This window comes from Pseudoflavonifractor sp. An85 (assembly GCF_002161235.1).
Classification (GTDB): Bacteria; Bacillota; Clostridia; order Oscillospirales; family Oscillospiraceae; genus Enterenecus.
Genome location: NZ_NFHE01000002.1, coordinates 1 through 24,995, shown reverse-complemented (window position 1 = coordinate 24,995; position 24,995 = coordinate 1). Strand labels below are relative to the sequence as shown.

At 57.9% G+C, this 24,995-nt stretch carries 27 protein-coding genes; 9 read left to right on the top strand and 18 right to left on the bottom strand.

Annotation, left to right across the window (positions count from 1 at the left end; genetic code table 11):
- Window positions 1–13: 13 nt before the first annotated feature.
- The 3 genes from B5G37_RS01535 to B5G37_RS01525 are packed head-to-tail and all read right to left on the bottom strand — an operon-like array spanning window position 14 to window position 2,446.
- Window positions 14–1,081, bottom strand: a complete 1,068-nt coding sequence (locus B5G37_RS01535) for a Xaa-Pro peptidase family protein (protein WP_087253088.1) — start codon at window positions 1,079–1,081, stop codon at window positions 14–16.
- A 16-nt stretch (window positions 1,082–1,097) separates the two neighbouring features.
- Window positions 1,098–1,946, bottom strand: a complete 849-nt coding sequence (locus tag B5G37_RS01530) for a TIM barrel protein (RefSeq protein ID WP_087253086.1) — start codon at window positions 1,944–1,946, stop codon at window positions 1,098–1,100.
- Entirely contained in the window at window positions 1,943–2,446 is a 504-nt protein-coding gene (locus tag B5G37_RS01525; RefSeq protein WP_087253084.1) for a YqeG family HAD IIIA-type phosphatase, read from the bottom strand. Before B5G37_RS01525 ends, B5G37_RS01530 begins: the two co-directional genes overlap by 4 nt.
- Before the next feature lie 90 nt (window positions 2,447–2,536).
- On the opposite strand from B5G37_RS01525, the gene B5G37_RS01520 reads away from it, so the two are divergent.
- Window positions 2,537–3,298 (top strand): hypothetical protein, encoded by a 762-nt coding sequence (locus B5G37_RS01520; RefSeq protein ID WP_087253082.1) that lies wholly within the window; start codon window positions 2,537–2,539, stop codon window positions 3,296–3,298.
- 42 nt (window positions 3,299–3,340) lie between these two features.
- Here B5G37_RS01520 and rpsU read toward each other — a convergent pair whose 3' ends face one another.
- The 7 genes from rpsU to B5G37_RS01485 form a co-directional block, all read right to left on the bottom strand.
- On the bottom strand, window positions 3,341–3,523 hold the full coding sequence (gene rpsU / locus B5G37_RS01515) for a 30S ribosomal protein S21 (protein WP_087253080.1): 183 nt from the start codon (window positions 3,521–3,523) through the stop codon (window positions 3,341–3,343).
- Window positions 3,524–3,686: 163 nt separating this feature from the next.
- Window positions 3,687–6,113 (bottom strand): leucine--tRNA ligase, encoded by a 2,427-nt coding sequence (gene leuS, locus B5G37_RS01510; RefSeq protein WP_087253078.1) that lies wholly within the window; start codon window positions 6,111–6,113, stop codon window positions 3,687–3,689.
- Between the two features lie 131 nt (window positions 6,114–6,244).
- The gene (locus B5G37_RS01505; RefSeq protein ID WP_087253077.1) at window positions 6,245–7,045 is read right to left on the bottom strand and encodes an ABC transporter permease subunit; all 801 of its coding nucleotides are present in this window, start codon (window positions 7,043–7,045) and stop codon (window positions 6,245–6,247) included.
- Window positions 7,039–7,857 (bottom strand): ABC transporter ATP-binding protein, encoded by an 819-nt coding sequence (locus tag B5G37_RS01500; protein WP_087253074.1) that lies wholly within the window; start codon window positions 7,855–7,857, stop codon window positions 7,039–7,041. Before B5G37_RS01500 ends, B5G37_RS01505 begins: the two co-directional genes overlap by 7 nt.
- On the bottom strand, window positions 7,854–8,417 hold the full coding sequence (locus B5G37_RS01495) for a TetR/AcrR family transcriptional regulator (protein WP_087253072.1): 564 nt from the start codon (window positions 8,415–8,417) through the stop codon (window positions 7,854–7,856). Before B5G37_RS01495 ends, B5G37_RS01500 begins: the two co-directional genes overlap by 4 nt.
- A gap of 172 nt (window positions 8,418–8,589) precedes the next feature.
- Entirely contained in the window at window positions 8,590–9,045 is a 456-nt protein-coding gene (locus B5G37_RS01490; RefSeq protein WP_087253365.1) for a DUF3021 domain-containing protein, read from the bottom strand.
- A gap of 9 nt (window positions 9,046–9,054) precedes the next feature.
- Entirely contained in the window at window positions 9,055–9,495 is a 441-nt protein-coding gene (locus B5G37_RS01485) for a LytTR family DNA-binding domain-containing protein (protein WP_087253070.1), read from the bottom strand.
- Window positions 9,496–9,674: 179 nt separating this feature from the next.
- Here B5G37_RS01485 and B5G37_RS01480 point away from each other — a divergent pair, with 179 nt between their 5' ends.
- Window positions 9,675–10,751, top strand: coding sequence for a hypothetical protein (locus B5G37_RS01480; protein ID WP_242962732.1), 1,077 nt, complete (start codon window positions 9,675–9,677; stop codon window positions 10,749–10,751).
- A gap of 40 nt (window positions 10,752–10,791) precedes the next feature.
- Here B5G37_RS01480 and B5G37_RS01475 read toward each other — a convergent pair whose 3' ends face one another.
- From B5G37_RS01475 to polA, 5 genes are all read right to left on the bottom strand, one after another.
- Window positions 10,792–11,070 carry a DUF6514 family protein gene (locus B5G37_RS01475; protein ID WP_087253069.1) on the bottom strand — a complete coding sequence of 93 codons (279 nt, stop codon included), beginning with the start codon at window positions 11,068–11,070 and terminating at the stop codon, window positions 10,792–10,794.
- A gap of 425 nt (window positions 11,071–11,495) precedes the next feature.
- Window positions 11,496–12,506 (bottom strand): tRNA (adenosine(37)-N6)-threonylcarbamoyltransferase complex transferase subunit TsaD, encoded by a 1,011-nt coding sequence (gene tsaD / locus B5G37_RS01470; RefSeq protein WP_087253067.1) that lies wholly within the window; start codon window positions 12,504–12,506, stop codon window positions 11,496–11,498.
- A complete protein-coding gene (locus B5G37_RS01465) occupies window positions 12,503–13,135 on the bottom strand; it encodes a GNAT family N-acetyltransferase (protein WP_087253066.1) in 633 nt (210 codons plus the stop codon). The genes tsaD and B5G37_RS01465 overlap by 4 nt, the downstream gene beginning before the upstream one ends.
- Window positions 13,113–13,577, bottom strand: coding sequence for a ribosomal protein S18-alanine N-acetyltransferase (rimI, locus tag B5G37_RS01460; RefSeq protein WP_242962731.1), 465 nt, complete (start codon window positions 13,575–13,577; stop codon window positions 13,113–13,115). Before rimI ends, B5G37_RS01465 begins: the two co-directional genes overlap by 23 nt.
- A gap of 17 nt (window positions 13,578–13,594) precedes the next feature.
- Window positions 13,595–16,258: a DNA polymerase I gene (gene polA / locus B5G37_RS01455; protein WP_087253063.1), complete on the bottom strand. Its 2,664-nt coding sequence runs from the start codon at window positions 16,256–16,258 to the stop codon at window positions 13,595–13,597.
- 899 nt (window positions 16,259–17,157) lie between these two features.
- Between polA and B5G37_RS01450 the strand changes: the two genes are divergently transcribed.
- From B5G37_RS01450 to B5G37_RS01440, 3 genes are read left to right on the top strand one after another with little or no spacing between them, the layout of a single operon-like run.
- Complete coding sequence (locus B5G37_RS01450) at window positions 17,158–17,379, top strand: hypothetical protein (protein WP_087253061.1); 222 nt, start codon at window positions 17,158–17,160, stop codon at window positions 17,377–17,379.
- A gap of 1 nt (window position 17,380) precedes the next feature.
- Window positions 17,381–17,806: a hypothetical protein gene (locus tag B5G37_RS01445; RefSeq protein WP_087253057.1), complete on the top strand. Its 426-nt coding sequence runs from the start codon at window positions 17,381–17,383 to the stop codon at window positions 17,804–17,806.
- A 17-nt stretch (window positions 17,807–17,823) separates the two neighbouring features.
- Window positions 17,824–18,423: a DUF2589 domain-containing protein gene (locus B5G37_RS01440; RefSeq protein WP_204217832.1), complete on the top strand. Its 600-nt coding sequence runs from the start codon at window positions 17,824–17,826 to the stop codon at window positions 18,421–18,423.
- Between the two features lie 59 nt (window positions 18,424–18,482).
- On the opposite strand, the gene B5G37_RS01435 is transcribed toward B5G37_RS01440, so the two are convergent.
- Window positions 18,483–18,743, bottom strand: coding sequence for a hypothetical protein (locus tag B5G37_RS01435; RefSeq protein WP_087253055.1), 261 nt, complete (start codon window positions 18,741–18,743; stop codon window positions 18,483–18,485).
- A 218-nt stretch (window positions 18,744–18,961) separates the two neighbouring features.
- On the opposite strand from B5G37_RS01435, the gene B5G37_RS01430 reads away from it, so the two are divergent.
- Window positions 18,962–20,563, top strand: a complete 1,602-nt coding sequence (locus B5G37_RS01430; protein WP_087253053.1) for a peptide chain release factor 3 — start codon at window positions 18,962–18,964, stop codon at window positions 20,561–20,563.
- Between the two features lie 115 nt (window positions 20,564–20,678).
- Window positions 20,679–21,197, top strand: a complete 519-nt coding sequence (locus B5G37_RS01425) for a hypothetical protein (RefSeq protein ID WP_087253051.1) — start codon at window positions 20,679–20,681, stop codon at window positions 21,195–21,197.
- 52 nt (window positions 21,198–21,249) lie between these two features.
- Here B5G37_RS01425 and glpK read toward each other — a convergent pair whose 3' ends face one another.
- Complete coding sequence (gene glpK / locus B5G37_RS01420) at window positions 21,250–22,749, bottom strand: glycerol kinase GlpK (protein WP_087253050.1); 1,500 nt, start codon at window positions 22,747–22,749, stop codon at window positions 21,250–21,252.
- A gap of 37 nt (window positions 22,750–22,786) precedes the next feature.
- Window positions 22,787–23,350, bottom strand: coding sequence for a glycerol-3-phosphate responsive antiterminator (locus tag B5G37_RS01415; RefSeq protein WP_087253048.1), 564 nt, complete (start codon window positions 23,348–23,350; stop codon window positions 22,787–22,789).
- Window positions 23,351–23,715: 365 nt separating this feature from the next.
- Between B5G37_RS01415 and B5G37_RS01405 the strand changes: the two genes are divergently transcribed.
- Window positions 23,716–24,099: an acetylxylan esterase gene (locus B5G37_RS01405; protein ID WP_204217830.1), complete on the top strand. Its 384-nt coding sequence runs from the start codon at window positions 23,716–23,718 to the stop codon at window positions 24,097–24,099.
- 641 nt (window positions 24,100–24,740) lie between these two features.
- Window positions 24,741–24,995 (top strand): GTP-binding protein (locus tag B5G37_RS01390; RefSeq protein ID WP_143482849.1); only part of this gene is annotated, 255 nt, incomplete at its 3' end.

Below are 24,995 nucleotides of genomic sequence, written 5' to 3'. Positions count from 1 at the left end.
CCAGTTGCCCAGTTTACAGGATAATCAGCTCCTTGGGGGAAGCGGTGATGTCCACGCAGCCCTCGTCAGTCAGCCACAGCACGTCCTCAATGCGCACGCCGAACTTACCGGGCAGGTAGATGCCGGGCTCGGCGGACAGGGTGGCGCCGGAGGGAATGGTCTGGGGCCAGAAGGGAGAGAAGCGGGGATTTTCGTGGATTTCAATGCCCAGGGAGTGGCCAAAGCCATGACCAAAGTATTCCCCATAACCGGCGTCGGCAATCACCTTGGCAGCGGCGTTGTGCACCTCGCTGCCGGTGACACCGCCGTGGGCGGCGGCAATGCCCGCCAGCTGGGCCTTCAATACGGTGTCATACACCAGGCGCATCTCGTCGGTGGGCTCGCCCACGGCCACGGTACGGGTCATGTCGGAGCAGTAGCCGCCCACCACACAGCCGAAGTCCATGGTGACAAACTGGCCCTTCTCAATCACCGACAGGCCGGGCACGGCATGGGGCTTGGAGCCATTGGCGCCGCAGGCCACGATGGGGTCAAAGGAGTTGCGCTGCGCGCCCTTGCTGGCCATGATGTAGGTCAGGCGGGCGGCAATCTCACTCTCGGTAACACCGGGCTTGACGTAGTTCAAAATCTCAGTAAAGGCCTCGTCGGTAATGCGCTGAGCCTCCCGCATGACCGCCAGCTCCTCCTCGTCCTTGACCATGCGCAGACGGGTGAGCATGTCGGAAGCAGCCACCAGCTCCACGCCGGACAGGGTCTCCTGCCACAGCTTGTACTGGGCCACATTCATACCCTCGTCCTCAAAGCCCAATTTTTTGACGTTGTTGGCAACCACCAGGGCCAGCACCAGCTCCCGGTAGGTCTGGCCGGAGCGCAGCACGTCCACATGGGCGCCGGTGATCTCCTGGTTGGCCGCCTCAATGTACCGGGAATCGGTGTAGTACCAGCACTCCTGGGCGGTGATGAAAGCCACGCCCTCCCCATGGAAGCCCATGGCGTAAAACTCGCCGGACTCGGAGGTCACCAGCATGGCGTCCAGCCCCAGGTGGGGCAGTTCCTTGGCAATATTCTTGATGTGATTCATCTCAAAGACTCCTCTCTTACAAATAACTTTGGTAAATGCGTTTCATGGTCACGGCGTCCTCCGCCTGGGTGCCTGCACTCTCACAGATGAAGGTGGGGCTCCACCCCCGCGCTGCCACGGCTTTGGCCAGCGGCTCCCAGTCGGGGCCGTAACCCCCGTCGTCCTCAAAGGTGCGGTGGCACTTCTCCCCTCCGTTGGGGGTGAACTCGATGTGGGAGAAGTGGCTGTGGAACCGGCTGGCTCGGTCTGCTCCTAACTCCGCTTCCATGCGGCCCAGCATCCGCTCCACCGCCTCGGCCCCCTGATCTGCGCCCAGAGAGCGGGCGTACAGGTGGCCGAAGTCCACACAGGGGATGAGGCTCTCGTGCACCTGGCACAGGCGCAGCACCTCATCCAGATCACCCAGCTGATTGATCTTTCCCATGGTTTCCGGACACAGGGCGATGTGGCCAAAGCCCTGATCCTCACACACCGCCACGATTCTCTTTAAAAAGGGCAGAGCAATGGCCATGGCCTCCTCCCGGGTGCGCTTCATCAGCGCCCCGGAGTGGATGACCACCCGGGTGGCACCCATCTGGCTGGCCACGCCGCAGGCGGCGGTGATGTAGCCGATGGTTTTCTCCTGGGACTCCGGGTCCGGGTTTGCCAGGTTGATGAAGTAGGGGGCGTGGAGGGACAGGGCGATACCCCGCTCCTGGGCCTGTCGACCCAGGGCCACGGCGGTCTCCTCCTTCACCCGCACCCCCTTGCCGCACTGGTATTCGTAGCAGTCCAACCCCAGCTCCTGAAGCCACCGGGGCGCATCCACGGAGGACTTATAGGGGAAGCTCTCCGCATTTCCCGCAGGTCCGAATTTGGCGCTCATACCTTCTCACCTCCTGCGGACAACAGCCGGAAGGGCACCTCAATGGCGTAACGCACATAGCGGCCCGGGTTGCCCGCCAGACGAATGGGCTTGACCAAAATGGTGGTCACCCCCGCCCGATTGCCCCCCAGCACGTCGGTGAACACCTGATCCCCCACAATAGCGGTCTCTTGGGGTGTCACCCCCATCTGCTCCATGGCTTTGAAGAAAGACGGTGTCTTTGGCTTTCCGGCGTGGCCGATGTAGGGTACCTCCAGCCCCTGGGCAAAGGTGCGGGGGCGTGGCTCGTGGCGGTTGTTGGACAGGACAAACAGGGCCACTCCGTGGGCGGCCAGATCGTCCCGCCATGCCTTTAACTTCTCATCGGGCAAAGGCACCCCGTAAGGTACCAGGGTATTGTCCAGGTCTGCCAGCAGCAGCCGGATGCCACGACGCTGTAAAGCTTCTCCGGTCAATTCATATATGTTGTCAGCCACATGGGTGGCTCGAAATAAGGGCATAGCTCACCTTCTATTCTGCTCACAAAGAGCATAGGATTTCACTAGGACATGTTATCACAAAACCACTTCACTCACAAGGGGGAACCTATCATGACCCAAGTGCTCCTGGCGGTGCATCCCTCCGCCAGCCTCTCCCATCCCCAGGCCACGCCCGCCCACATGGCCTATCGCATTGGCCCTGGCCCTAAGCTGCTGGGGATTCGTCTGCCGCCCCAGCTGCGGGGCGGAGTGATGCTGCTGGAGGCCCGGGACTGGGACGGCAGCGGCGACGTCATCCCCTGCTGCCGCCAAATTCTGTGGGAATGCCGCCACCGGGGGTATTCCGGCATTGTCTGCGACTTTGACGGGGCTCCGGTGGGCAACTTCAGCCGCCTGGTCCACATCCTAGACCGAAACTGTCAGGCCCAGGGATGGACCTTGGACCTCCCCGCCCAGTTCTCCTCCTTCGCCCCAGGCGGACGGGTACTGGTGTCCTCGGTGGTCACGTCGTGCAGCCTGCGCCGCCGGGTGCAAGAGGCGGTGGAGAAGTACGGCGCGCCCCGCACCACCCTGGCAGTGGAATGGGTGCGGGAGGACTTCCCCCTCCCCGCCCAGCATCGGGGCACCCCCATTTCGCCCCAACACCTGGAGGGACAAATGAAGCGATTGGAACCTGCGGTGTTCTATGATCGAGGTATGTGTGAACACTACTATACGTATATGGCCGCCGGAGGACAGGCCCACTTTGTCCTCTACGACACCTCCCATTCCATCCGCGCCAAGGTGCAGCTGGCCCGGGACATGCACCTGGGGGCGGTGCTGCTGCCAGGTCCCGAGGTGGAGGGCTGTCTGGACCAAGTCCTGACAAATTAGAAAAAGACCGTTGCAGAATATCTGCAACGGTCTTTTAGCTCATCAATAGAACTTCTTGCGGTTCTTACGAGCGGCCTCGCTCTTCTTGCGGCGCTTGACGCTGGGGCTGTCATAGAACTCGCGCTTACGCACCTCGGCCAGCACGCCGGACTTGGCGCAGCTACGCTTAAAGCGCTTCAGAGCGTTCTCCAGAGACTCGCCCTCACGGACATGAATTTCGGACATCTATATTTCCCTCCCTCCGAGGCATCCGGCTATATCCAGGATGCTTTAAGGGCCATTCGATATGGCTTTAACAGTGGTATTATATGAAATTTTTACGCGCTTGTCAACACCAATTTATCGTCAACCGCAAAAACCCTTTCGGTTACTGGGATAGGATGGAAACTCAGGGCTTGACAATCAGGTTGACCAGACGGCCGGGCACCACGATGGTCTTCACCAGGTTCATGCCCTGGGTGAACTTCTGCACCTTCTCGTCGGCCTGGGCAGCGGCCACAATGGCGTCGTTGTCGGCATCGGCGGGCACCTGGATGTTGGCGCGCACCTTGCCGTTGACCTGTACCACCAGGTTCAGCACAGAGGCCACGGTCTTGCTCTCGTCGTACTCGGGCCAGGGCTGCTGGCAGACAAAGCCCAGCTGCGCGTTGTAACCCAGCATCTCCCACAGCTCCTCGGCAATGTGGGGCGCGAAGGGGGACAGCATGGTAATGAGGGCCTTCATGTCGCCCTTGGTGCAGCCGTTCTGGCCAAACTCGTTGACCAGGCTCATCATGGCGGCAATGGCGGTGTTGAACTTCATGCCCTCGATGTCGTCGGCCACCTTCTTGATGCACTTGTGCAGGGAAGCGGCGTTGGCCTCGGACTGGTTCTCGTCATCCTTGCAGCTCTCGGCCAGGTTCCACACCTTGTCCAGGAAGCGCTTACAGCCCTTCACGGCGTTGTCCGACCACACAGCGGCCTGCTCGAAGTCGCCAATGAACATGATATACAGGCGCAAGGTATCGGCGCCGTACTGGGCCACGATGTCGTTGGGGTTGACCACGTTGCCCCGGGACTTGGACATCTTCTCGCCGCCCTCGCCCAGGATCATGCCATGGCTGGTGCGCTTCTGATAGGGCTCCTTGGTGGGCACCACGCCGATGTCGTAGAGGAACTTGTGCCAGAAGCGGGAGTAGAGCAGGTGCAAAGTGGTGTGCTCCATACCGCCGTTATACCAGTCCACGGGAGACCAGTAGTTCAGAGCCTCCTTGGAGGCCAGAGCCTTGTCGTTGTGGGGGTCCATATAGCGCAGGTAGTACCAGCTGGAACCGGCCCACTGGGGCATGGTGTCGGTTTCCCGACGGGCGGGACCGCCGCACTTGGGGCAGGTGGTGTTGACCCAGTCGGTCATCTTGGACAGGGGGGATTCGCCGTCATCGGTGGGCTCGTAGCTGTCCACGTCAGGCAGCAGCAGGGGCAGCTGATCCTCGGGCAGAGGCTCCCAGCCGCACTTGTCACACCACACCATGGGGATGGGCTCACCCCAGTAACGCTGACGGGAGAACACCCAGTCGCGCAGCTTGTAGTTGACCTTGGCCACGCCGATGCCCTTCTCCTCCAGCCACTTGGTGATGGCCGGGATAGCGTCCTTCACGGTCAGGCCGTTGAGGAAGTCGGAGTTGACCATGATGCCGGTCTCATCCTTGGCGGTGAAGGCGGCCTTCTGCACGTCCTCGCCGCCGGAGACCACCTCGATGATCTCACAGCCGAACTTCTTAGCAAAAGCCCAGTCGCGGTCGTCGTGGGCAGGCACGGCCATGATGGCGCCGGTGCCGTAGGTAGACAGAACGTAATCGGAGATGAAGATGGGGATCTCCTTGCCGTTAACGGGGTTGATGCCAGCCACGCCGTCCAGCTTCACGCCGGTCTTTTCCTTGCTCAGCTCGGCGCGCTCCAGGTCGGACTTGGCAGCGGCGGCCCGCTGATAGGCCTCCACGTCCTCCACGTTCTTCAAAAGGCCCTTCTCCTTCCACTCTGCCACCAGGGCGTGCTCAGGAGCCAGCACCATGTAGGTGGCGCCGAACAGGGTGTCGGGACGGGTGGTAAACACCACGATGGGGTCGCCGTTGGTAGAGTAGAAGGTCACCTCGGCGCCGGTGGAGCGGCCAATCCAGTTGCGCTGCTGGGTCTTCACCCGCTCGATGAAGTCCACCTCGTCCAGATCGTCGATGAGGCGCTGGGCATACTCGGTGATCTTCAGCATCCACTGGCTCTTCTCCTTGCGGATGACGGGGGAGCCGCAGCGTTCGCACACACCGTCCACCACTTCCTCGTTAGCCAGTACGCACTTACAGGAGGTGCACCAGTTGACCGGCATGGTGGCCTTGTAGGCCAGACCGTGCTTGTACAGCTGGAGGAAAATCCACTGGGTCCACTTGTAGTACTTGGGATCGGTGGTATCGATGACACGATCCCAGTCAAAGCCAAAGCCCAGCATTTTCAGCTGGCTGGTGAAGTTCTGGATGTTATCGTGGGTCACCTTGGCGGGGTGAATGTGGTTTTTGATGGCGTAGTTCTCGGTGGGCAGGCCGAAGGCGTCAAAGCCCATGGGGAACAGGACATTGTAACCATCCATGCGCTTTTTGCGGCAGACGATGTCCATGGCGGTATAGGGCCGGGGATGGCCCACGTGCAGGCCCTGGCCGGAGGGGTAGGGGAACTCCACCAGGCCGTAAAATTTCTTCTTTTCGCTGTTGTCGTGGGCGGCGTAGACCTTAGCGTCCTCCCACTTCTTCTGCCACTTGGGCTCCAAATTGGCAAAATCGTACTTCAACTTCCACACTTCCAATCAAACAGGAGCATTGCTCCCAAAAGTAGTATCTGACCTCCCCAAAGGGGGAGAAGTTTCACAGTCCTTTGATTATACCGTATTTTCCAGCTGTTTTCAACTGCCACTTCTCCCAATTAAATGTGTAAATCCTTGCGGGTGAACACCGCCACCGCAGCCCCGTACAGGACAAGCCCCAAGGCCAGCAGCACTAAGGCCCCCGCCACCGCGCCGCTCTCCCCGGCAGCCAGCTCCTCGGGCTGGAAGAGGGTGAACACCGTGAAATACTTGGCCGTCTCCGCCTTGCCCCCCATGTTGGCCATCATCTGGAAGACATACATCAAAATGGGCAGGCCAGCCCCCACCCCCAGGCTGTATTTGGTCTCAGAAAACAGGCAGGAGGCCAGAAAACAGATACCGCCCAGGCACAGGTGCAGGCAAAAGAGCCCCGCGTTAACCCGCAACAGCTGCTCCAACTCCAGCTGGCCAGGAAAATAGTATTCCCCGCTGAACCACTCCAGTGCTGTGATGTACACCGACAAAATGAGGGTCCCACTCACCAGCACCGCCCCCTGGGTCAGGGCGATGGTGCTGCGCCGTACGGGGGCGGACAGTAAGGAGGCCATGGAACTATCGTCCACATACTTGGCCACCAGTCCATTACCCCGGAGGATGCAAAAGAGCATGGGGAAAATGAGCAGAATGAAGCCATACAGATAGGAGCACAGAAATCCCATCAGGCTGGTAGCTCCTCCGGTCATGCCCACCGCTGCCATCAGTTCCGGCATCAGCTCCACATAGCTGTCCAACAGCTGGGCCATTTCCGGCTCATACATACTGACGATGATGACCACATACATGGCCAGCACCGCCGCCAAAATGAGCAGCAACTTGACACTGCCCTTCATGCCTCGGCGAAACAATACCCCGTTCAACATGCCCCATCACCTCCGTAATAGTTCATGAAAATCTCCTCCAGGCTGTGCCGGGTGGTCACGGTTACTCGGCACCCATCCTGGGTTCCATGGAAGTCCCGGGCAAAGGCAGCGGCCAGCTCCTCACTGTCCAGGGTGACGGTATAGGGCCGCACATGGCGCTCCCGCAACTGCTCCACCCCGTCCACCGCCACCATCTTGCCGCCCCGGATGATTCCAATGCGGTCGCAGGTGCGCTCCACCTCTTCAAACATGTGGCTGGAGAGAAGAATGGTTTTGCCCTTCTTCTTTTCCGCCGCCACCAGGTCCACAAACCGGCTCTGCATCAGGGGGTCCAGGCCGCTGGTGGGCTCGTCGAAAATTAAAATCTCCGGGTCGTGCATCAGGGCAGCCACCAGGCCCAGCTTCTGCTTCATGCCCTTGCTCATCTTCTTGATCTTCCCCTTGGGGTCCATCTGAAAATAGTCCAGCAATTCCTGCTTCCGATGTTCCCCCCGTAGGTTCCGGTACCGCTCCAGAAATTTCAGGTAGTCCCCACCGGTCATATCGTCAAAAAAGCTGATCTCTCCAGGGACATAACCCAGCTGGGCCTGGATGCGGGCCCGGTCCTTCCAGCAGTCCAGCCCAGCGATGGTGCAGCGCCCCTGCTGAGCCCGCAAAAATCCCATCAGGTGCCGGATGGTGGTGGTCTTTCCCGCCCCATTTGGGCCTAAAAAGCCAAAGACTTCCCCCTGGGAGACCTGGAAGTTGGCGTCAAACACGCCCTTGCCGCCTCCATAGTCCCGGGTCAGGTGTTCCACACAGATGACATTCATAAATATTCCTCCCGGTATGTGCTGTTTTTCAGTATCGTGATCCACTGGATGAATTCATTCTGCATCTTCTCCACATCCAAGGGTGCTCCCTGCATTCTCCAAGCGTGCAGATAGCCGTCCATCATCCAAATCAGCATGTTATAGATCCGACGCGGGTCCACCTCCTCTTTGAATTTGGTGAAATCCACTCCAGAAAAGTAGGTCTCAAAGATATCATCCACCCCCTGGACATTCACCTGCTTGAGGCCTTCGGACACATCCTCTTTTTCGGAGAAATAGGAACGAATGCTGAAATCCATAATATAAGGGTGTTTGCCCAGCACCTCCATCTTTTTCACAGCGGAATCGTGGAGCAGCTCATAGAAATCTGTGATGTTCCACAGCTTCTCATCCACCACCGCCCGGGTCACTGTCTCCAAGGCATAGTGATACACGGCAAAATACAGCTCCTTTTTGTTGTGGAAGTAGTAAAACAGCAGTCCCTTGGACACCCCCGCCTTGGCAGCGATGAGGATGGCCAGTTGTTTCTCCTCCGGTAATTCTCGAAAACGTGGATTCATAGGCGTTCTCCTTGACCTATTGGGTTTGACCGAATCGGTTCAATGCCAATATACCCCATTGACTCAAATTTTCAAGCCCCTTTTCCACGGGGGACAAACGGCCACATCACAAACGACCCGGCAAGGCTGAGCGGTGGTCACCGCTCAGCCTTGCCGGGTCGTCTTTCCTCCATCATTCTGACTGCTGCATGTACCGATTGATACGGGCAATGCGTCGTTTCATGCGGCTAAACTGGAACACCCACACCCCTGCATAAACGGCCAGGAAAATGGCGAAGTAGCTCACCACTCCCATCACATTCCGGTCCATCCAGCGCATCAGATAGGCCACCGGGAAGGTAGCCAAGGAGCAAATCACCAAATGGGTGAGAGTCTGGCGCGTGAGGCCCCAGTCCTCTCTCTCCCAAATCACGGAGGCCCCTCCCCAGGCAGCGCCGTACAAAACCGACACCACAGTTTGAAGCACCACGGCGGTCAACTCCGACCCTGCATCCTGGATCAGCTGGGGATGGACGGCATAATAGTTTCCATCCCCCAACATAGCCGACACCACAATGGCGATCACTGTGCTGATGCTAATTCCCAATCCCGCCCCCAAGAGGCAGCGAATCCATACCATTCGTTTCATGTTCATCCCTCACAATCCCAATACTTCTTTGATTTTCGCCACATTTCTTCTGGACACATAGGAGGTGCTCCCATCCAGGAAACAGACGCATATGGTACCGGTATAGCTCAGGTCAAATTTTTTCACATGCTTGAGATTGATAATCTCCGAGTGGGAGATGCGCACAAAGTTTCGTTTGTCCAGCCGTTTCTCCACCTCGTACAGTCGCATTTTCAACAGGTATTCTCCTCCGGTAGTCACCGCCATCACCTTCCCATCCGAGGCGTACACCCGGAGAAGCTGGGACGGGTCCAAAATCTCCGCCTCCTCTCCGCGAAAGCCAGACAAAATGGTAGGCGACTGCTGGGACAGCTGTTGCACCAAATCATAGATCTGCTCATCCACCTGGGCTGTGACCACCACAATGCGGGTCTGTTCACAGTTGGGGTCCAGTTTGATTTCCACTTGCATGCTCTATCACCTCCCTGGTTGAGGCTAGTATAAAGAATCTCTGAGGGCATTTCCACTGTTTTTCTACCATCGGTCGGTTTTGCCCCATAGGCGGTCGGTCATCCCCCTGGTTACTCTCACCCCTTTCCCAAGTTTGGCATAGGTTGAGTTGTAATTTCTTTGCCGAGGAGGCCTGACCGATGCCAAATATTCAATATTTTCTGGGTGGCAACACCCCTTTGGGCTTTTATTCCCTGTACCATCAGCTGTCCGACCCCACCAAACACCAAGCTGTGTACATCTTAAAGGGCGGGGCCGGGTGCGGAAAATCCTCCCTTATGCGCCGAGTGGGCCAGAAGGCTCAACAAGCTGGGTATGAAGTGGTGGAAGTTCCCTGCTCCGGAGACCCGGGTTCTCTGGATGCGGTGATACTTCCACAGTTGGGTGCAGCTGTTGTGGATGGAACCGCCCCCCACGTAGTGGAGCCCGCCTGCGCCGGCGTGGTAGAGCGGTACGTGGATTTAAGCCACTTTTACAACTGGAAAGAACTCCAGCCCCTAAAGGACTCCATTCTCGCCGCCACCCACCAGTGCTCCGCCTGTTACAAGCGGGTGTACCGCTGCCTGGGGGCCGCGGGGGAGCTGCTGGGAGACGTGCGGGACCGGGTGAGCTCGGATTGGCTGACCCAAAAGCTGGCCCGTCGAGCCCGGGGCATCATTGCCCGGGAGCTCAAGCCCGTAGCCGCCACCCCCGGGGAGGAGACCCAGGGCTTTCTCTCCGCGGTGACCCACCAGGGCAGTCTCACCCTGTGGGAGACGGTGGAAGGGCAGGCAGACCGGGTCTATGAGCTGTGGGACAGCTACGGTCTGGCCCATGACCTGCTGGCCCCCATCCTCTCCGCCGCGCTGGCCACCGGACACCGTGTGCTGGCCTGCCCTGACCCCATGGCCCCGGATCGACTGGCCCACCTCATCTTCCCCGACCTGTCCCTGGCCTTTGTCACCTCCAATTCCCACACCCCCTGGCCCCATCACCCCTTCCGCCGCCTGCGGCTGGATGCCATGGTGGACCGGGAGGTGTACCGGGCCAGCCGCCCCCGGCTGCGTTTTGCCCAAAAGGTGGCCCAGGCCTTGGTGGATCAGGCCATCGACGGCCTGCGTCAGGCCAAAGAGGCCCACGACGTACTGGAGGGCTACTACAATCCCCATGTGGACTTTGACGGGGTGTATCAGGTGGCCGACCAAGTGGCTCAAGACATTCTATCACTACCCCAATAAGCAAAAAATCGCGCCCTTATGGGCGCGATTTTTCCTTTTATCAGAGCCAATCCTGTATCACATCCACCAGGGTGCAAGGCGTCACCTGATGGTCAATTAACGTGCGGGCCAGCTGGTAAATCACCGAGGAGTAGGTGGTCACATGAGGCACCACAGCGATCTGCCCCGTCTCCTTCTCCTCGATTTTCACTCCGTAACTCTCTCCTGAGTAGCCCTCCAGTTCCAGCTGCTCCATAACGATAAAATAGTGGAAGCAATGCTCCACGCCTGCCTCGTCTTGCAGGTTTAGTGTTTCCAAACAAATCTCGCGGGTGTCCAAAGTTTCCTCTCCTTTCCTCTCTCTAAAATGACAGTATAAGGGAGAAAGAATCAAATGCAAGAAAAATCGTTCGTGAATTTCGACAGCATTCGACAATTCCACAAGATATAGGGGAAACAAATGTTCCCAGCGGTCTAAACTCGGGGCGCACCAAAAAAACAGAGAAATATTTCTACAATTTGCACAAGGATTGTGGAAGTCTCAGCGATCCTTGGAAATGTCCAGACTGGCCTTGGCGTTTAAGTCCCACCCGACGGTGTTGTACTCCCACGGAGCACAGCTCCGTGGGAACCCTGTATGATTTCAATGCTCGGGGGAAGTGAATTCCCCCTGCGCCGAGATTTTCCCCATGGGAAAATACTCGTACGGCGCATCTGCGCCGCCCCGCCCTGCGGGGTCCCCGGGCAACACCGCCAGTGGGACTGTTATCCTTTGGAAATGTCCAGACTGGCCTTGGCGTTTAAGTCCCACCCGGCGGTGTTGCCAGCCAAGTATTCATAGTAGCCCTGGCATCCAATCATCGCCGCATTATCTCCACACAAGGACAGGGGCGGCAGCCACAGCTTGGCCCCCACTTTCTCGCACTCCCGCTGCAAATCTGCCCGGATGCGGCTGTTGGCGGCTACGCCGCCGGCCACGGCGATCTTGTTGTAACCCAACATCCGGTTGGCCTCCATGGTGCGGGGCACCAAGGTGTCGGACACGGCAGCGGCAAAGGAGGCGGCCAGGTCGTGGAGATTCAGCTCCTCCCCCTTCTGTTGGGCGTTGTGAACGGTGTTGAGTACGGCAGTTTTCAGCCCCGAGAAGGACATGTCCAGGGGATGATCTGCCACATGCGCCCGGGGGAAGGTGTAGGCTTTGTCATTGCCCCCCTGGGCCATTTTGTCCATGGGGCCTCCGCCGGGATAGCCCAGGCCCAACACCCGGGCAATTTTGTCAAAGCACTCGCCTGCGGCATCGTCCCGGGTGCCACCCAGCACCTCAAAGTGGGTGTAGTCCTTCACATCCACCAGGGCAGTGGTGCCGCCGGAGACGCACAGGCACAAAAAGGGCGGCTCCAGGTCGGCGTGGGCGATGTAGTTGGCGGCAATGTGGCCCCGCACGTGGTGTACGGGGATGAGGGGCACACCCAAGCCGTAAGCCACCGATTTGGCAAAGGACACCCCCACCAGCAAAGCACCAATGAGGCCCGGGGCGTGGGTCACCGCCACAGCGTCAATGTCCGACTTATCCACACCCGCCTGACGCAGGGCCTCGTCGGCCAGGCCGGAAATGGCCTCCACGTGCTTGCGGGAGGCAATCTCCGGCACCACGCCGCCGTAAATGGCGTGCATATCCGCCGAAGAGGCAATCACCGAGGACAATATGGTGCGGCCATCCTCCATCACCGCAGCGGCGGTCTCGTCGCAGGAGGATTCAAAGGCTAGAATCTTCATACAATCACCTTTCTCTCGTATTCCAAGGGGTCATACTCCTCGGTCCAGGCGGGGGCGGGATGAATGTCCTCCCCCTCTTTCAGAGGCAGTTGAATATACCGTTGCATGTGCTGGGGGGTGAAATAATCGGCGTAGACGCTGCGGTGGAGCTGCTCTACCGCCCGGTCATCCCGCTGGGGCCCGCAGTACAGGCAGTTAAAATGCACGCCGAACAGGGCGCACTCATAGTCCAGCACCCGGAAGCCGTTGCGCTGATAAAATCCAATGCGACGGCGGCGCAGGTCGTTTTCTTCCTCGTTGTCGCTGGTGGGGGCCTCCGCCTCTCCAAACAGCTGTCCATATCGCTCCTGCAACAGGGACAAAATCTGGGAGCCCAGCCCTGAGCTGCGCTTGCCCCGCAATACCCCCAGGTACTCCAGCAACCCGCCTTGGCGGGACTTGGGTAGCCACATCATGGCGTAGCCCACCGCTTCCCCGTTCTCAGTCACCAACAGGGGATCGTATTGGCCCAGCTCCATCAGGCGCAGCATGGCACCCAGGGGCTTGAGCTCACTTTTGGGAAAGTCATATTCCATTTCGTCCCGGTACAGGGCGGTCAGTTCCTTTTCATTCAGCGTTTTGAGTTCCATGGTCAAACTCCAGTGTCATCAAAATGGCATCCTCTTTGGGGTCGTCGTAGTAGTCTCTCCGCCGTCCCACCTGGGCAAAGCCGTGCTTCATGTACAGGGCAATGGCGGGAGCATTGGAGGCCCGTACCTCCAGGGTCAAAAAGGACAGCTTGGCCTGTCCAAAGCGGACAAAGGCGGCAATCAGCTCGTCGGCAATGCCCTGGCGGCGGACGTTGGCGGCCACCGCCACATTATTAACATATCCCTCGTCCAGCACCGTCTGCAATCCGGCGTAGCCCAGCACCACGCCGTCCTCCCGCACGGCCACAACAATGACGGCGGCCTCGTTCCACAGCTCCTGTTGGAGCATGCTCTCCGTCCAGGGGTGGGAGAAGCAGGCCCGCTCCAGAGCTGCAATCTGGGGGATGTGCTCGGCGGTCATGGGAGTGAGTGTATACTTCACAGATTTCTACCTCCTGTTTAGTGGGCCTGGGCCCAGGTCTGGCCCACCTTGGCCTCGGCGGTGAGGGGCACGGCCAGCTGGGCCACCCCCTCCATCTCCTGGGTGAGAAGCTTTGCCACGGTGTCCGCCTCCTCCTGGGGGCACTCCACAATGAGTTCGTCGTGGACTTGCAGCACCAGCTGGGCCTGGAGCCCCTCTTGCTTCAGGCGGTTCTCCACCCGGATCATGGCCAGCTTGATGATGTCAGCGGCGGTGCCCTGGATGGGCATATTCAGGGCCACCCGCTCGCCAAAGCTACGGGTGTTGAAGTTGGAGCTTTTCAGCTCGGGCAGCCAGCGGCGGCGGCCATACAGGGTGGAGACGTAGCCCTGGCTCTTGCCCTGCTCCACTACCCCGTCCATATAGGCCCGCACTCCGGCGTAATGGGCGAAATACTTCTCCATATAGTTTTTCGCCTGGGCCACAGACACGTGGATATCCTGGGACAGGGAGAAGGGGGAAATGCCGTAGACGATGCCAAAGTTCACCGCCTTGGCCGCCCGACGCATGTCGCTGGTGACCCGGTCCGGGGACACCCCAAAGACCTGGGAGGCGGTGACGGTGTGGATGTCCACTCCATCCTGGAAGGCACGAATCATTTCCTCGTCCCCGGACATGTGGGCCAGCAGCCGCAGCTCAATTTGAGAATAGTCCGCATCCACCAGCACCCAGCCCGGTCGAGAGACAAACATGGTGCGCATTTCCGCGCCCAAAGCGGTGCGCACGGGGATGTTCTGCAAGTTGGGCTCGGTGGAGGACAGCCGCCCGGTGGCGGTGACGGTATTCTGGAAGCTGGTGTGGATGCGCCCATCGGGGGCAATGACCTTGCTCAGCCCCTCCACATAGGTGGAGTTGAGCTTGGTCAGCTGTCGGTACTCCAGCACCAGGGAGACGATGGGGTGCTGATATTGCAGCTTCTCCAACACCTCGGCGTTGGTGGAGTAGCCAGTCTTGGTCTTTTTGATGGGGGGCAGTCCCAGTTTTTCAAACAGAATGTGGCCCAGCTGCTTGGGAGAGAGGATGTTGAACTCCTCCCCAGCCTGGTCATAAATTTCCTTCTGGATGTCCGCAATGCGCCCGGTGAGCATCTCGCCAAACCGTGACAGGGCGCCCCGGTCCACCAGGACCCCCCGCCGCTCCATGTTGGCCAACACGGAACACAGAGGAATCTCCATCTCCTGGAGCAACTTGGTCAGCCCCAGCTCGTCCAGCTGGGGGGCCAGCTTCTCGTAGAGGGCCTCAATGAAGGCGTTGTCTTCATACCATTTGGTCTGGGCCTTCACCTGGTCAGGCAGGGCCTCGAAGGCCTCCTCATCCCGCCAGGCCCTGGCCTCCTCCAGCTCCTTTTTAAAATACTGCATGGACAGCTTGGACAACTCATAGCTGCCCGCCGTGGGATCCAGCAGATAGGCGGCCAACTGGGTGTCAAAGACAAAGCCTTCGCCTTGAATGCCCTCTTCCAGCAGCTTCTCGCACAGTTCTTTCACTCCATGGGCCACTTTTTTCACCTTTGGGCCAAAGAGTTGGGTCAACAGGGCCTGGTAGTCCCCTTGGTAGCGGCTGCTGCGCACGTCATACAGCCAGTCCTTGTTCCCCTCAGTGAGGCCCACCGTCACCCCGTCCAGATTGGGCATGGGGAGCACCGCTACGAAGTCTGCCTTCTCCCACTTTGGCAGCACCTGGGCCAGCTGCTCCTCGTCCGTGAGGTCCACCCCCTCCACCCGAATTTCGTGGGTTTCTTCCACAGCTTCGGCCACCGGTGTGGAAGTGGGACGCACCCCCAACTTGTCGATGAACTTGGAGAACTCCAACTCCAGCAGCAGCTGGTACAGCTCGTCGTTGTGGAAGGGCTGGCGCAGGGTGTCCTGGGGGTGGAAGTCCATGGGTGCCTCACAGCGGATGGTGGCCAGGTCGTAGCTCATCCGGGCGTCCCCCTCCCCCTCCACCAACTTCTTGCGGGCGGCGGGCTTGACCTCCACCGTATCCAGGTGGGCGTACAGCTCGTCAATGGAGGGGTACTGGGCCAGCAGGGCCATGGCGGTTTTCTCTCCGATGCCCTTGACCCCGGGGATGTTGTCGGACGTATCCCCCATGAGGGCCTTCAAGTCGATGATGTGGATGGGGTCGAAACCATACTCCTCCCGGAACACTTCGGGGGTCATGTTGCGGGTGGTGGTGCGGCCCATACGGGTGGACACCAGCTTGACGGTGGTGGAGTCAGTAATGAGCTGGAGAGAGTCCTTGTCTCCCGTAACCACCACGGTCTGGCCGCCCTCCTCCCCGTTTACCCGGGCCATGGTGCCCAGCAGGTCGTCGGCCTCCCAGCCCTCCAATTCATAGCGGCGGATGTTCATGGCGTCCAGCAGCCGCTTCAAAACCGGCATCTGCACCGCCAATTCCTCCGGCATCCCCTTGCGCTGGGCCTTGTACCCTTCATACGCCAGATGGCGGAAGGTGGGAGCCTTCAAATCAAAGGCCACCGCTAACCCCTCCGGCTTCTCCTCGTCCAGCAGCTTTAAGAGGATGTTGACAAAGCCGAAAATGGCGTTGGTGGGCAGGCCCTCCCGGGTGGACAGATTCTGGCTGACCCCGTAAAAGGCCCGGTTGACGATGGAGTTTCCGTCGATGACCATGAGCTTCATAGTGTGGCTCTCCTTCCCCATTTGGGATTCATACTAGCGTTTCATTATATCATTCTTCCCCACCCAAGGCAATCCCCAGCCCTTTCCCACGCAAAAAACGGCGGGGATGATCCCCGCCGTTTTTTCATCAGCCCCCCGCGATTTGCCTGACCGATGTTTCTTTTTATGGTAGTTCTATCTCCTTCCCCAGCGCATAGAATGCAGTAGCAAGAAAGGAGGGACGAGCATGGGAAGATATCACAGACCAAAACGGCAGCCAATCCTCCCAAGATTGGCCCGCAGATCTGCCAACTCTGACCCTAGTTCCATAAGCTCCATAGGCATACGATATGTCATGCAGACCTTTCGTTTGCCTCACAACACACAACGCATGTCGGCGTCACCACCATTTGTATTGACACCGCCAAATATATCCGGGCATAATACATTATATCCTGGACATGCTGAGTTTCCATGCCTGGGCATCGCCACGGATAGCGACAGCGCCACGCCAAACAGCACTTACGAGAGGCATATCAACGCTTGGGGCTTCCCTTTCGTTGCCACACCTGTGGGGTTAGGCTGGATGGAGGGCGGTGGGTAAATGGGCATTTCTTGGAGACGAGTTGGATCGGCGATCACCACCCCCCCACATCTGCATGGTGGTGGCCGCAAAAAATGCAGTATATCCAGTCTATCACCCCCTTCGTTTATGTGGTAGAAAGTCAAGATCTGATGTATCAAACCCGCTATCCGGTCCGCTACCCACTGCATGGCCTATTTCAATATTGCCATTCCCACCGATATCCTTTGTATGTCAACGTCTCTGGGCAAATGCGCCCTCAACGTTACATATATCCCCAGTGCGAAGCATGCAGCCGTCGCCAAAGTCACAGTCTATGAAAATGGAGGACCATCCCATGGATGTAAACAGCTTTCTCAACCATGACGAGTATTTTATCTCCGATCTGGGTCCCCTTGTCCCGGATCCCAACTCCCCGGTGCATACCCAGCGATTTGCCGTGTGGAGAAATGCCGCCGCCCAGAAGCAGCTGCAATTAGTGGAAGTGGGGTCCTCGTTATCCGACCTCCAGGAAAAGTATCACGTCCCTCAGGAGCGCGTGGCAGTTGTGGGGGTATAACATGGCCTTTACACTGGAAGAACTGATGACATCGGTGGGCCATTCCGTACAAACTGCCTGCCATGCCGTGGACCTCCAAGCCGCCCTGCTGTTTTACCAGGGGTTCACAACGTCGGACCATGGACAGGATGGGGTACGCAAACCGGTCACCTGGGACTTGGTGCTCCCCACCAGCTCTGTACCAGAAGGCCCAGAAAAACGGGTTCGGGTTCCCGTTGCCGCCTTGATGAGCCATCGTCCCCTTCTGCTCCACAGCGTGGATGTCCGCATTCCCTTAGTCCCCTGCGAAAACGACGGCACTCCTACCTACGAACTGGCGGGAGAAAACACCAGTGCACATGCCGGGGAGCTGTCCCTCCACTTTGTGCAGGGAGAAACCCCAGAGGGCATGGCTCGTGCCGTGCAAACCACAACCCAAATCTTATAATCCGGAGGTAATGGAACATGACCAAACAGGAAAATCAGGATATGGAAATGCTTCGGGACGATGCATCCAAGCAGTTTGCCGGTCTTCCCATGGGCCTGTTGATCAGTCAGCCCATTTTGGAAGCGGCCAAAGGTCAGGCAGCGCTGTGCCAGGTCTACCTTCAGACCATCTACCAGTTGGCCTTTGTGGACGGAGACCCGGAAAAGGGTACCAAAACCGTAAATTTTTCCTTTAAACGCCTGATTATGGACCCAAAAACCGGTCAGGAGAGCACCAAGGACATGTCCATTGAAGTTCCTCTCATCTCCCTGGTCCCCCTGCCCGCCTTTACCATGGATGAGGCCACCGTGGATTTCTCCATGGAGATCCACGAACAGGCGGTGGATTCCAGCAACAACACCGAAAGTGTGACCAACACAGACAGCCTCAACTTCTGGGGGTGCAATGCCAGCATCACGGGTACTGTGTCGGCCACCACGTCCCACACTCGAACCACAGACAACACCTCCAAATACATCATTCACGCCAGAGCGGTGCAGCAGCCCCCCTCCGAAGGTATGGCCAAACTGACCAGCTTGTTCGCGGCCAGCATGGAGCCCATGGAGAAAAAAACTTAAACGAGAGCACGAGGCCCCCGTGGGTGCAATGCACACCCACGGGGGCCTTTCAGTTTCTTTTATTCTTCTTCCTGGTCGCTCTCCTCTGGTTCCTTCTGGAACAAGCTCGCGTCGGGGCTTTCCTGCTGTGTGGCGGCTGTTTTGGCAGTCTTGACCCCCATGAGGGCCAACATTACCACCGATACCACCGACAGTGCGCCGCCAGAAACGGTAGCCACCGTGCTCTCCGATACTCCCAGAGCCACGGCAATTCCCGCCACCAGGCCCACCAGTGCCACCCAAAATTTTTTGTCGCTGAGTACGGCTTTGAGTCCTTTCATGGCAGTTCCTCCTTTCCACAATGGGGAGTGCAGGGCTTTCCCCACGTCCCCTAGGACACTGGTATGCGTCTTGGATGGCTCTTGCCCCATTTGCCGCCCCTCCGGGCCACTTTCTCTGTTGCCCTTTTCCCTCTTTGGTGGTATAATCACACCATTATCATACACAATGGGGCGGTTTTGCCTGACTTCCCCAATTTCATCATATGGAGGTTGTTTCCTTGTCACTGTACGAAGCTGAAATCAACCGGCGACGCACGTTCGCCATCATCAGTCACCCGGACGCCGGTAAAACCACCCTCACCGAAAAGTTCCTCCTCTACGGAGGCGCCATTGCCCAGGCCGGCGTGGTCAAGGGCAAGAAAAATGCCCGTGCCGCCACCTCCGACTGGATGGAGATCGAGAAGCAGCGCGGTATTTCCGTCACCTCTTCCGTGATGCAGTTCCAGTACAACGGGTTCTGCATCAACATTCTGGACACCCCGGGCCACCAGGACTTCTCCGAGGACACCTACCGCACCCTCATGGCCGCCGACTCCGCCGTGATGGTCATTGACGCCGCCAAGGGCGTGGAGGCTCAGACCCGGAAGCTGTTCAAAGTCTGCGCCATGCGGGATATTCCCATTTTCACCTTCATCAACAAGATGGACCGGGAGGCTCAGGACCCCTTTGAGCTGTGCCAGGAACTGGAGAAGGAGCTGGGCATCGACACCTATGCCGTCAACTGGCCCATCGGCTGCGGCAAGGAATTTAAGGGTGTGTACGACCGCCAGCGCAAGAAGATCATCCACTTCACCTCCAACACCAACGCCAAGGCCGCTATCGCTACCGAGGTGGATCTCAACGACCCCGAGCTGGCCGGTCTCATTGGCGAGAAGTTCCACTCCCAGCTGGTGGACGAGATCGAGCTGCTGGACGGGGCCTCCTGCGAGTTTGACATGGAGCGGGTGCGCCACGGCAAGCTCTCCCCCGTGTTCTTCGGCTCCGCTCTGACCAACTTCGGTGTGGAGCCCTTCCTGGAGGACTTCTTGCGCATGACCACCGCCCCCCTGCCCCGCATGGCGGGAGACGAGCTCATTGACTCCTTTGACGACGACTTCTCCGCCTTTGTCTTTAAGATTCAGGCCAACATGAACAAGGCACACCGGGACCGCATCGCCTTTATGCGCATCGTCTCCGGCAAGTTCCAGGCTGACAAGGAAGTGTACCACGTCCAGGGCGGCAAGAAGATCAAGCTCTCCCGGCCCCAGCAGCTCATGGCCGCCGAGCGCGAGATCATCGAGGAGGCCTACGCCGGCGACATCATCGGCGTGTTTGACCCCGGCATTTTCTCCATTGGCGATACCCTGTGCACCGCCTCCCACAAGTTCCAGTTCAACCCCATCCCCACCTTTGCCCCCGAGCACTTCAAGCGGGTGCGCCCCATGGATACCATGAAGCGCAAGCAGTTCCTCAAGGGCATGGAGCAGATCGCCCAGGAGGGCGCCATCCAGATCTTCAAGACCCCCTACTCCGGCATGGAGGAGGTCATTGTGGGCGTGGTGGGTACCCTGCAATTTGACGTGCTGGAGTACCGCCTGCGCAGCGAATACGGCGTGGACCTGTACGTGGAGGGCCTGCCCTACCAGTTCCTGCGCTGGATTGAGCACGACGGAGACCAGCCTCTCCGCTCCGACGACCTGGTGCTGCCCAACGACGCCATGCTGGTGGAGGACTACAAGGGCAACCAGCTGCTCCTCTTTGCCTCCGGCTGGTCCATCAACTGGACCGCTGACCGTAACAAGCAGCTGACCTTGTTGGAGTTTGGAGGCGCCAGCTTCTAAGCAAGTAGGTATTATCTGTGGATCTATGGGACACCCCCCTGCGGAATCTTCTCACCGCCTACCTCTCCCCGGAACTGAACACCGTTTTGGACTGACCCCCTGAAAGGAGCATACCATGTCCGGCATGTATGAAAACGTGGTCCCCCGCAACCAGCGCCAGCCCCACAGCAAGCGAGGTTGGCTGGTAGCCATTGTGGTGGTAGCCGTGGTGGTATTGGCCGCCTGCGTCTACCCCGTGGCCCGCACCCTTCTGCACCAATATCAGTACAAGCAGTATCTCTCTGCCCTCTCCTCCCAGACCACTCAGGTCTATACCAAGAACAATTTGCGGGCCGAAGTGGACGGTGCCTCCCTGCGCATTACCCCCGACAATGCTTACGCCATCTACAACACCATGGTGGCCCTGGGCGCTGGGTCGGTGGCGGGACAGGCCCCGGAGGAGGCACCCGAGGCCACCTTGTACTACGGCGACCAGGCGGTGATGCAGCTGTGGGATGTGTCCACTGACAACACCTCCCGGGTATATGTCTCCTTTGACGGCCCAGATCGGGACTTCTCCTATATCATCGGTGAAAAGGGGATGGAATACCTGATGAAGCCCCTCTCTCCGGACCAGAATCCCGCTTGGGAGTAATCGAACGCAAAATGAACCCCCGGTGCTGATGCACCGGGGGTTCTCTCTTGGTTTAGGTTTCTTCCGGGTCAATCCAGGCACAGCTGCGGCCTACGGCCTTGTGCCAGCCCCGCAACAGCTTTTGCCGTCTCTCATCGTCCATGTCGGGGGTGTACAGGTGATCCAAGGTCCACTGGGCCTTGATTTCCTCCAGGTCCTTCCAAAATCCGGTGGCCAGTCCCGCCAGATAGGCAGCCCCCAGGGCGGTGGTCTCCCGAATCATGGGGCGGCGCACCTGCTTGCCCAGAATGTCCGCCTGGAACTGCATGAGGAACCGGTCTCGGGAGGCCCCGCCGTCCACACACAACTCGGTAAGGCGGATGCCGGTGTCCTTCTCCATGGCCTCCACCAAATCATAGCTCTGGTAGGCAATGGACTCCTGCGCCGCCCGTATGATGTGCTCCCGGGTGGTGCCCCGGGTGATGCCAATGAGGCAGCCCCGGGCGTACATGTCCCAGTGGGGCGCGCCCAGGCCGGTGAAGGCGGGCACCAGGTACACCCCACCGGTGTCGGGCACCTTCTGGGCGTAATACTCCGCGTCCCGGGACTCGTTGAAAAAGCGCAGCTCGTCCCGCACCCACTGGATGACCGCCCCGCCCACAAACACGCTGCCCTCCAGGGCGTACTGCACTTTGCCGTTTAAGCCGATGGCGATGGTGCTGATGAGGCCGTTTTGGCTGCGGTAGAGCTGATCGCCCGTGTTCATCAGTAGGAAACAGCCGGTGCCATAGGTGTTTTTGGCCTTGCCCGGCTCAAAGCAGGTCTGGCCAAACAGGGCCGCCTGTTGGTCTCCGGCGATGCCCGCAATGGGTACTTCCACCCCTTGCAGGTTCACATAGCCATAGATTTCGCTGGAGTTGCACACCTTTGGCAGCATGCTCATGGGAATACCCAGCCGGGCGCAGATGGCCTCGTCCCAGCACAGGTCCCGGATGTTGTAGAGCATGGTGCGGCTGGCGTTGGTGTAGTCGGTGACGTGGACCTTGCCGCCCGTGAGCTTCCACAGCAGCCAGGTATCCACGGTGCCGAAGAGCAGCTTGCCCTGCTGGGCCTTTTCCCTCGCTCCCTCCACGTGGTCCAAAATCCACTGAATCTTGGTGCCTGAGAAATAGGCGTCAATGAGCAGTCCGGTGTGTTCCTTGACATATTCCGTAAACTCCGCGTCCTGTTTGAGCTCCTCGCACAACTTGGCGGTGCGGCGGCACTGCCACACAATGGCGTTGTACACCGGTCGTCCGGTGTCCTTGTCCCACACAATGGCGGTCTCCCGCTGGTTGGTAATGCCGATGGCGGCGATGTCGGCGGGGTCAATGCTGTTGCCCACCAGGGCCTCCACAAGCACCCCGTACTGGCTGGAGTAGATCTCCATGGGGTCGTGCTCCACCCAACCGGGCTGGGGGTAGTGCTGGGCAAACTCCCGCTGCTCCAGGGCCACAATGTTCTGCTGCCGGTCAAAGACAATGCAGCGGCTGCTGGTGGTGCCTTGGTCCAGGGCGATCACATACTGTTTCATTTCCACACGCCTCCTGTGTTTTGTGGTGTTCCATGCGTTACATATCCCATACAGCCTGACAGGTGGTGGACACCGCCAGAGCTCCCGCCTTGATGGCATCCAACACCTCCTCTTTGTGTTTAATAAGCCCCCCGGCAATGAGGGGGATTTGGGTCTGCGAAGTAATTTCCGAGATGACCCGGGGCATAATTCCCGGCAAAATCTCAATAAAATCCGGTTTCCCCACGGAAATCTGCCCGTGGAGGCTGGTGATGGACATGGAGTCCAAAATAAAGGCCCGCTGCACCGTCACAAGCCCCAAATGCCTTGCCCGGCGCACCTGGGTGGGCCGGGTGCTGATGATGCCGTGGGGGTGGCAGAGCTGGGCCAGAGCGTCCACGGCAATCTCCCGGTTGCTCAGCCCTTCCACCAGGTCCATGTGCACCAACACGGTCTTGCCCGCTTGTTTCACCCGCTCCACCTGCTGGGCCACGTTGAGCACGGTACTGGAGAGGAGGAATACCACCTCGCAGTCCGACTGCAAGGCTCCCTCCAGGGCCCGTTCCTCCTTCACCGCTGCAATTACGGGATTTTCCATCAACTGTTCTTTGATCTGGTGCATGTCGCTTTTCTCCTCTTTCCACAAAGGCAAATAAAAAAGAGCACAACAAGCGAACCTATATCGCCCGTCCTGCTCTTCCTCTCATCTGGACACGCCCCATTATGACAGATTGCACAGCTGTTGTAAAGATTGTCCTGTGTATTTTTGCTTTTTTCGTCAAATTGACCGATTTTCTCTTCCAGTTTTCTGCATTATGCACATTTTTCCATTTCCGTATTGACAACTTCCTGTGTAAAGTGTTACTGTTGTCCCAGCAACGGGGTGCTGAGAGCATGGAGTAGAAAGCACACAGGCAAGGATGTCTGTGTGCTTTTTTTACGCCAAAATCCCCATATTTCGGTCTTTTTTGAGAGGAGGATTTATCCATGAAGAAAACCGTCCGACGTACCGCCGTGTTCTGGCTGTGTCTATCCCTGATCCTTTGCCTCATCAGCGCAGCCGGGGCCAGCTTCGTGCAGAGTAATTTCGGCCGTGTTACCGTCAAAGATCTCCGATTTGAGACGGTGAGTGGCCACCAGATGAGCGCATTGCTCTTCATTCCGGAAAATGCCACTGCGGATACCCCTGCTCCAGCCATTGTGTGCAGCCACGGCTGGTATAACAACCGCGAAATGCAGGATTTGAACTACGTGGAATACGCCCGACGTGGTTTTGTGGTACTCTCCATCGACATGTATGGCCACGGAAATTCGGACAACCTTCCCAGCGGCGACTGGTGGAAACCGGAGAACAATGCTCATGTACGGTAAGGAAGCAAGCAACCGAAAACAAGAGATAGACCGCCAGCACTACACTATTCCGAACCAAAGACCAAAAGATAAGCATTGTGGGAAAATCTAAACTTTTGGATTTTCCTACAATGCCAACTACGGCGGAATCCCTCCCACTCCTTATATCTTTCTGTATACATTGAATTTGTATTTAGTAAAATGCAGACAACACCACGGATCGGCTTTTGGTTGGACAATTCCAACCAAACACCACAGCAGACAGCAGAAAACATTCTGAACGCTAGGAAGCCGGTATGATTGTTACATATAAGGGGAAGAAAAATTTCTTTTAGGTACTTGCTTTCCTAAAGCTGATGTGATATAATAGTTTCATTCCAGAAAAGGAGTAAAAAAATATGCGGCAAGGTATTCTTAAATAAAACTATAATCAAATAGTGGGAACAAAGAATTATGATAGTCCCTTTCACGGGGGCTTGGTTTTTGTACCCAATTTAAGAATACTTTTGCCTTATCAATTTTGACATATCCCAAAAAACAGCAATCACAAATAGGTGTATGCTGTATATGTGTATGTCCGCAAATTATAATCCCCAGTGGTAAAAGTATTTTACTGCTGGGGATTTTTATGCCCTTTGGGGCTGTAAAGGGAGGACAATCACATGAAAATAATAAATATTGGCATCCTTGCCCATGTAGACGCAGGAAAAACAACATTGACGGAAAGCCTGCTATATGCCAGCGGAGCCATTTCAGAACCGGGGAGCGTCGAAAAAGGGACAACGAGGACGGACACCATGTTTTTGGAGCGGCAGCGTGGGATTACCATTCAAGCGGCAGTCACTTCCTTCCAGTGGCACAGATGTAAAGTTAACATTGTGGATACGCCCGGCCACATGGATTTTTTGGCGGAGGTG

Bases quoted from the DNA above. Each gene is read 5' to 3' on its own strand.
- B5G37_RS01535 (WP_087253088.1), bottom strand. From the start codon at position 1,081: ATGAATCACATCAAGAATATTGCCAAGGAACTGCCCCACCTGGGGCTG.
- B5G37_RS01530 (WP_087253086.1), bottom strand. From the start codon at position 1,946: ATGAGCGCCAAATTCGGACCTGCGGGAAATGCGGAGAGCTTCCCCTAT.
- B5G37_RS01525 (WP_087253084.1), bottom strand. From the start codon at position 2,446: ATGCCCTTATTTCGAGCCACCCATGTGGCTGACAACATATATGAATTG.
- B5G37_RS01520 (WP_087253082.1), top strand. From the start codon at position 2,537: ATGACCCAAGTGCTCCTGGCGGTGCATCCCTCCGCCAGCCTCTCCCAT.
- rpsU (WP_087253080.1), bottom strand. From the start codon at position 3,523: ATGTCCGAAATTCATGTCCGTGAGGGCGAGTCTCTGGAGAACGCTCTG.
- B5G37_RS01505 (WP_087253077.1), bottom strand. From the start codon at position 7,045: ATGTTGAACGGGGTATTGTTTCGCCGAGGCATGAAGGGCAGTGTCAAG.
- B5G37_RS01500 (WP_087253074.1), bottom strand. From the start codon at position 7,857: ATGAATGTCATCTGTGTGGAACACCTGACCCGGGACTATGGAGGCGGC.
- B5G37_RS01495 (WP_087253072.1), bottom strand. From the start codon at position 8,417: ATGAATCCACGTTTTCGAGAATTACCGGAGGAGAAACAACTGGCCATC.
- B5G37_RS01490 (WP_087253365.1), bottom strand. From the start codon at position 9,045: ATGAAACGAATGGTATGGATTCGCTGCCTCTTGGGGGCGGGATTGGGA.
- B5G37_RS01485 (WP_087253070.1), bottom strand. From the start codon at position 9,495: ATGCAAGTGGAAATCAAACTGGACCCCAACTGTGAACAGACCCGCATT.
- B5G37_RS01480 (WP_242962732.1), top strand. From the start codon at position 9,675: ATGCCAAATATTCAATATTTTCTGGGTGGCAACACCCCTTTGGGCTTT.
- tsaD (WP_087253067.1), bottom strand. From the start codon at position 12,506: ATGAAGATTCTAGCCTTTGAATCCTCCTGCGACGAGACCGCCGCTGCG.
- B5G37_RS01465 (WP_087253066.1), bottom strand. From the start codon at position 13,135: ATGGAACTCAAAACGCTGAATGAAAAGGAACTGACCGCCCTGTACCGG.
- polA (WP_087253063.1), bottom strand. From the start codon at position 16,258: ATGAAGCTCATGGTCATCGACGGAAACTCCATCGTCAACCGGGCCTTT.
- B5G37_RS01450 (WP_087253061.1), top strand. From the start codon at position 17,158: ATGGATGTAAACAGCTTTCTCAACCATGACGAGTATTTTATCTCCGAT.
- B5G37_RS01445 (WP_087253057.1), top strand. From the start codon at position 17,381: ATGGCCTTTACACTGGAAGAACTGATGACATCGGTGGGCCATTCCGTA.
- B5G37_RS01440 (WP_204217832.1), top strand. From the start codon at position 17,824: ATGACCAAACAGGAAAATCAGGATATGGAAATGCTTCGGGACGATGCA.
- B5G37_RS01435 (WP_087253055.1), bottom strand. From the start codon at position 18,743: ATGAAAGGACTCAAAGCCGTACTCAGCGACAAAAAATTTTGGGTGGCA.
- B5G37_RS01425 (WP_087253051.1), top strand. From the start codon at position 20,679: ATGTCCGGCATGTATGAAAACGTGGTCCCCCGCAACCAGCGCCAGCCC.
- glpK (WP_087253050.1), bottom strand. From the start codon at position 22,749: ATGAAACAGTATGTGATCGCCCTGGACCAAGGCACCACCAGCAGCCGC.
- B5G37_RS01415 (WP_087253048.1), bottom strand. From the start codon at position 23,350: ATGCACCAGATCAAAGAACAGTTGATGGAAAATCCCGTAATTGCAGCG.
- B5G37_RS01405 (WP_204217830.1), top strand. From the start codon at position 23,716: ATGAAGAAAACCGTCCGACGTACCGCCGTGTTCTGGCTGTGTCTATCC.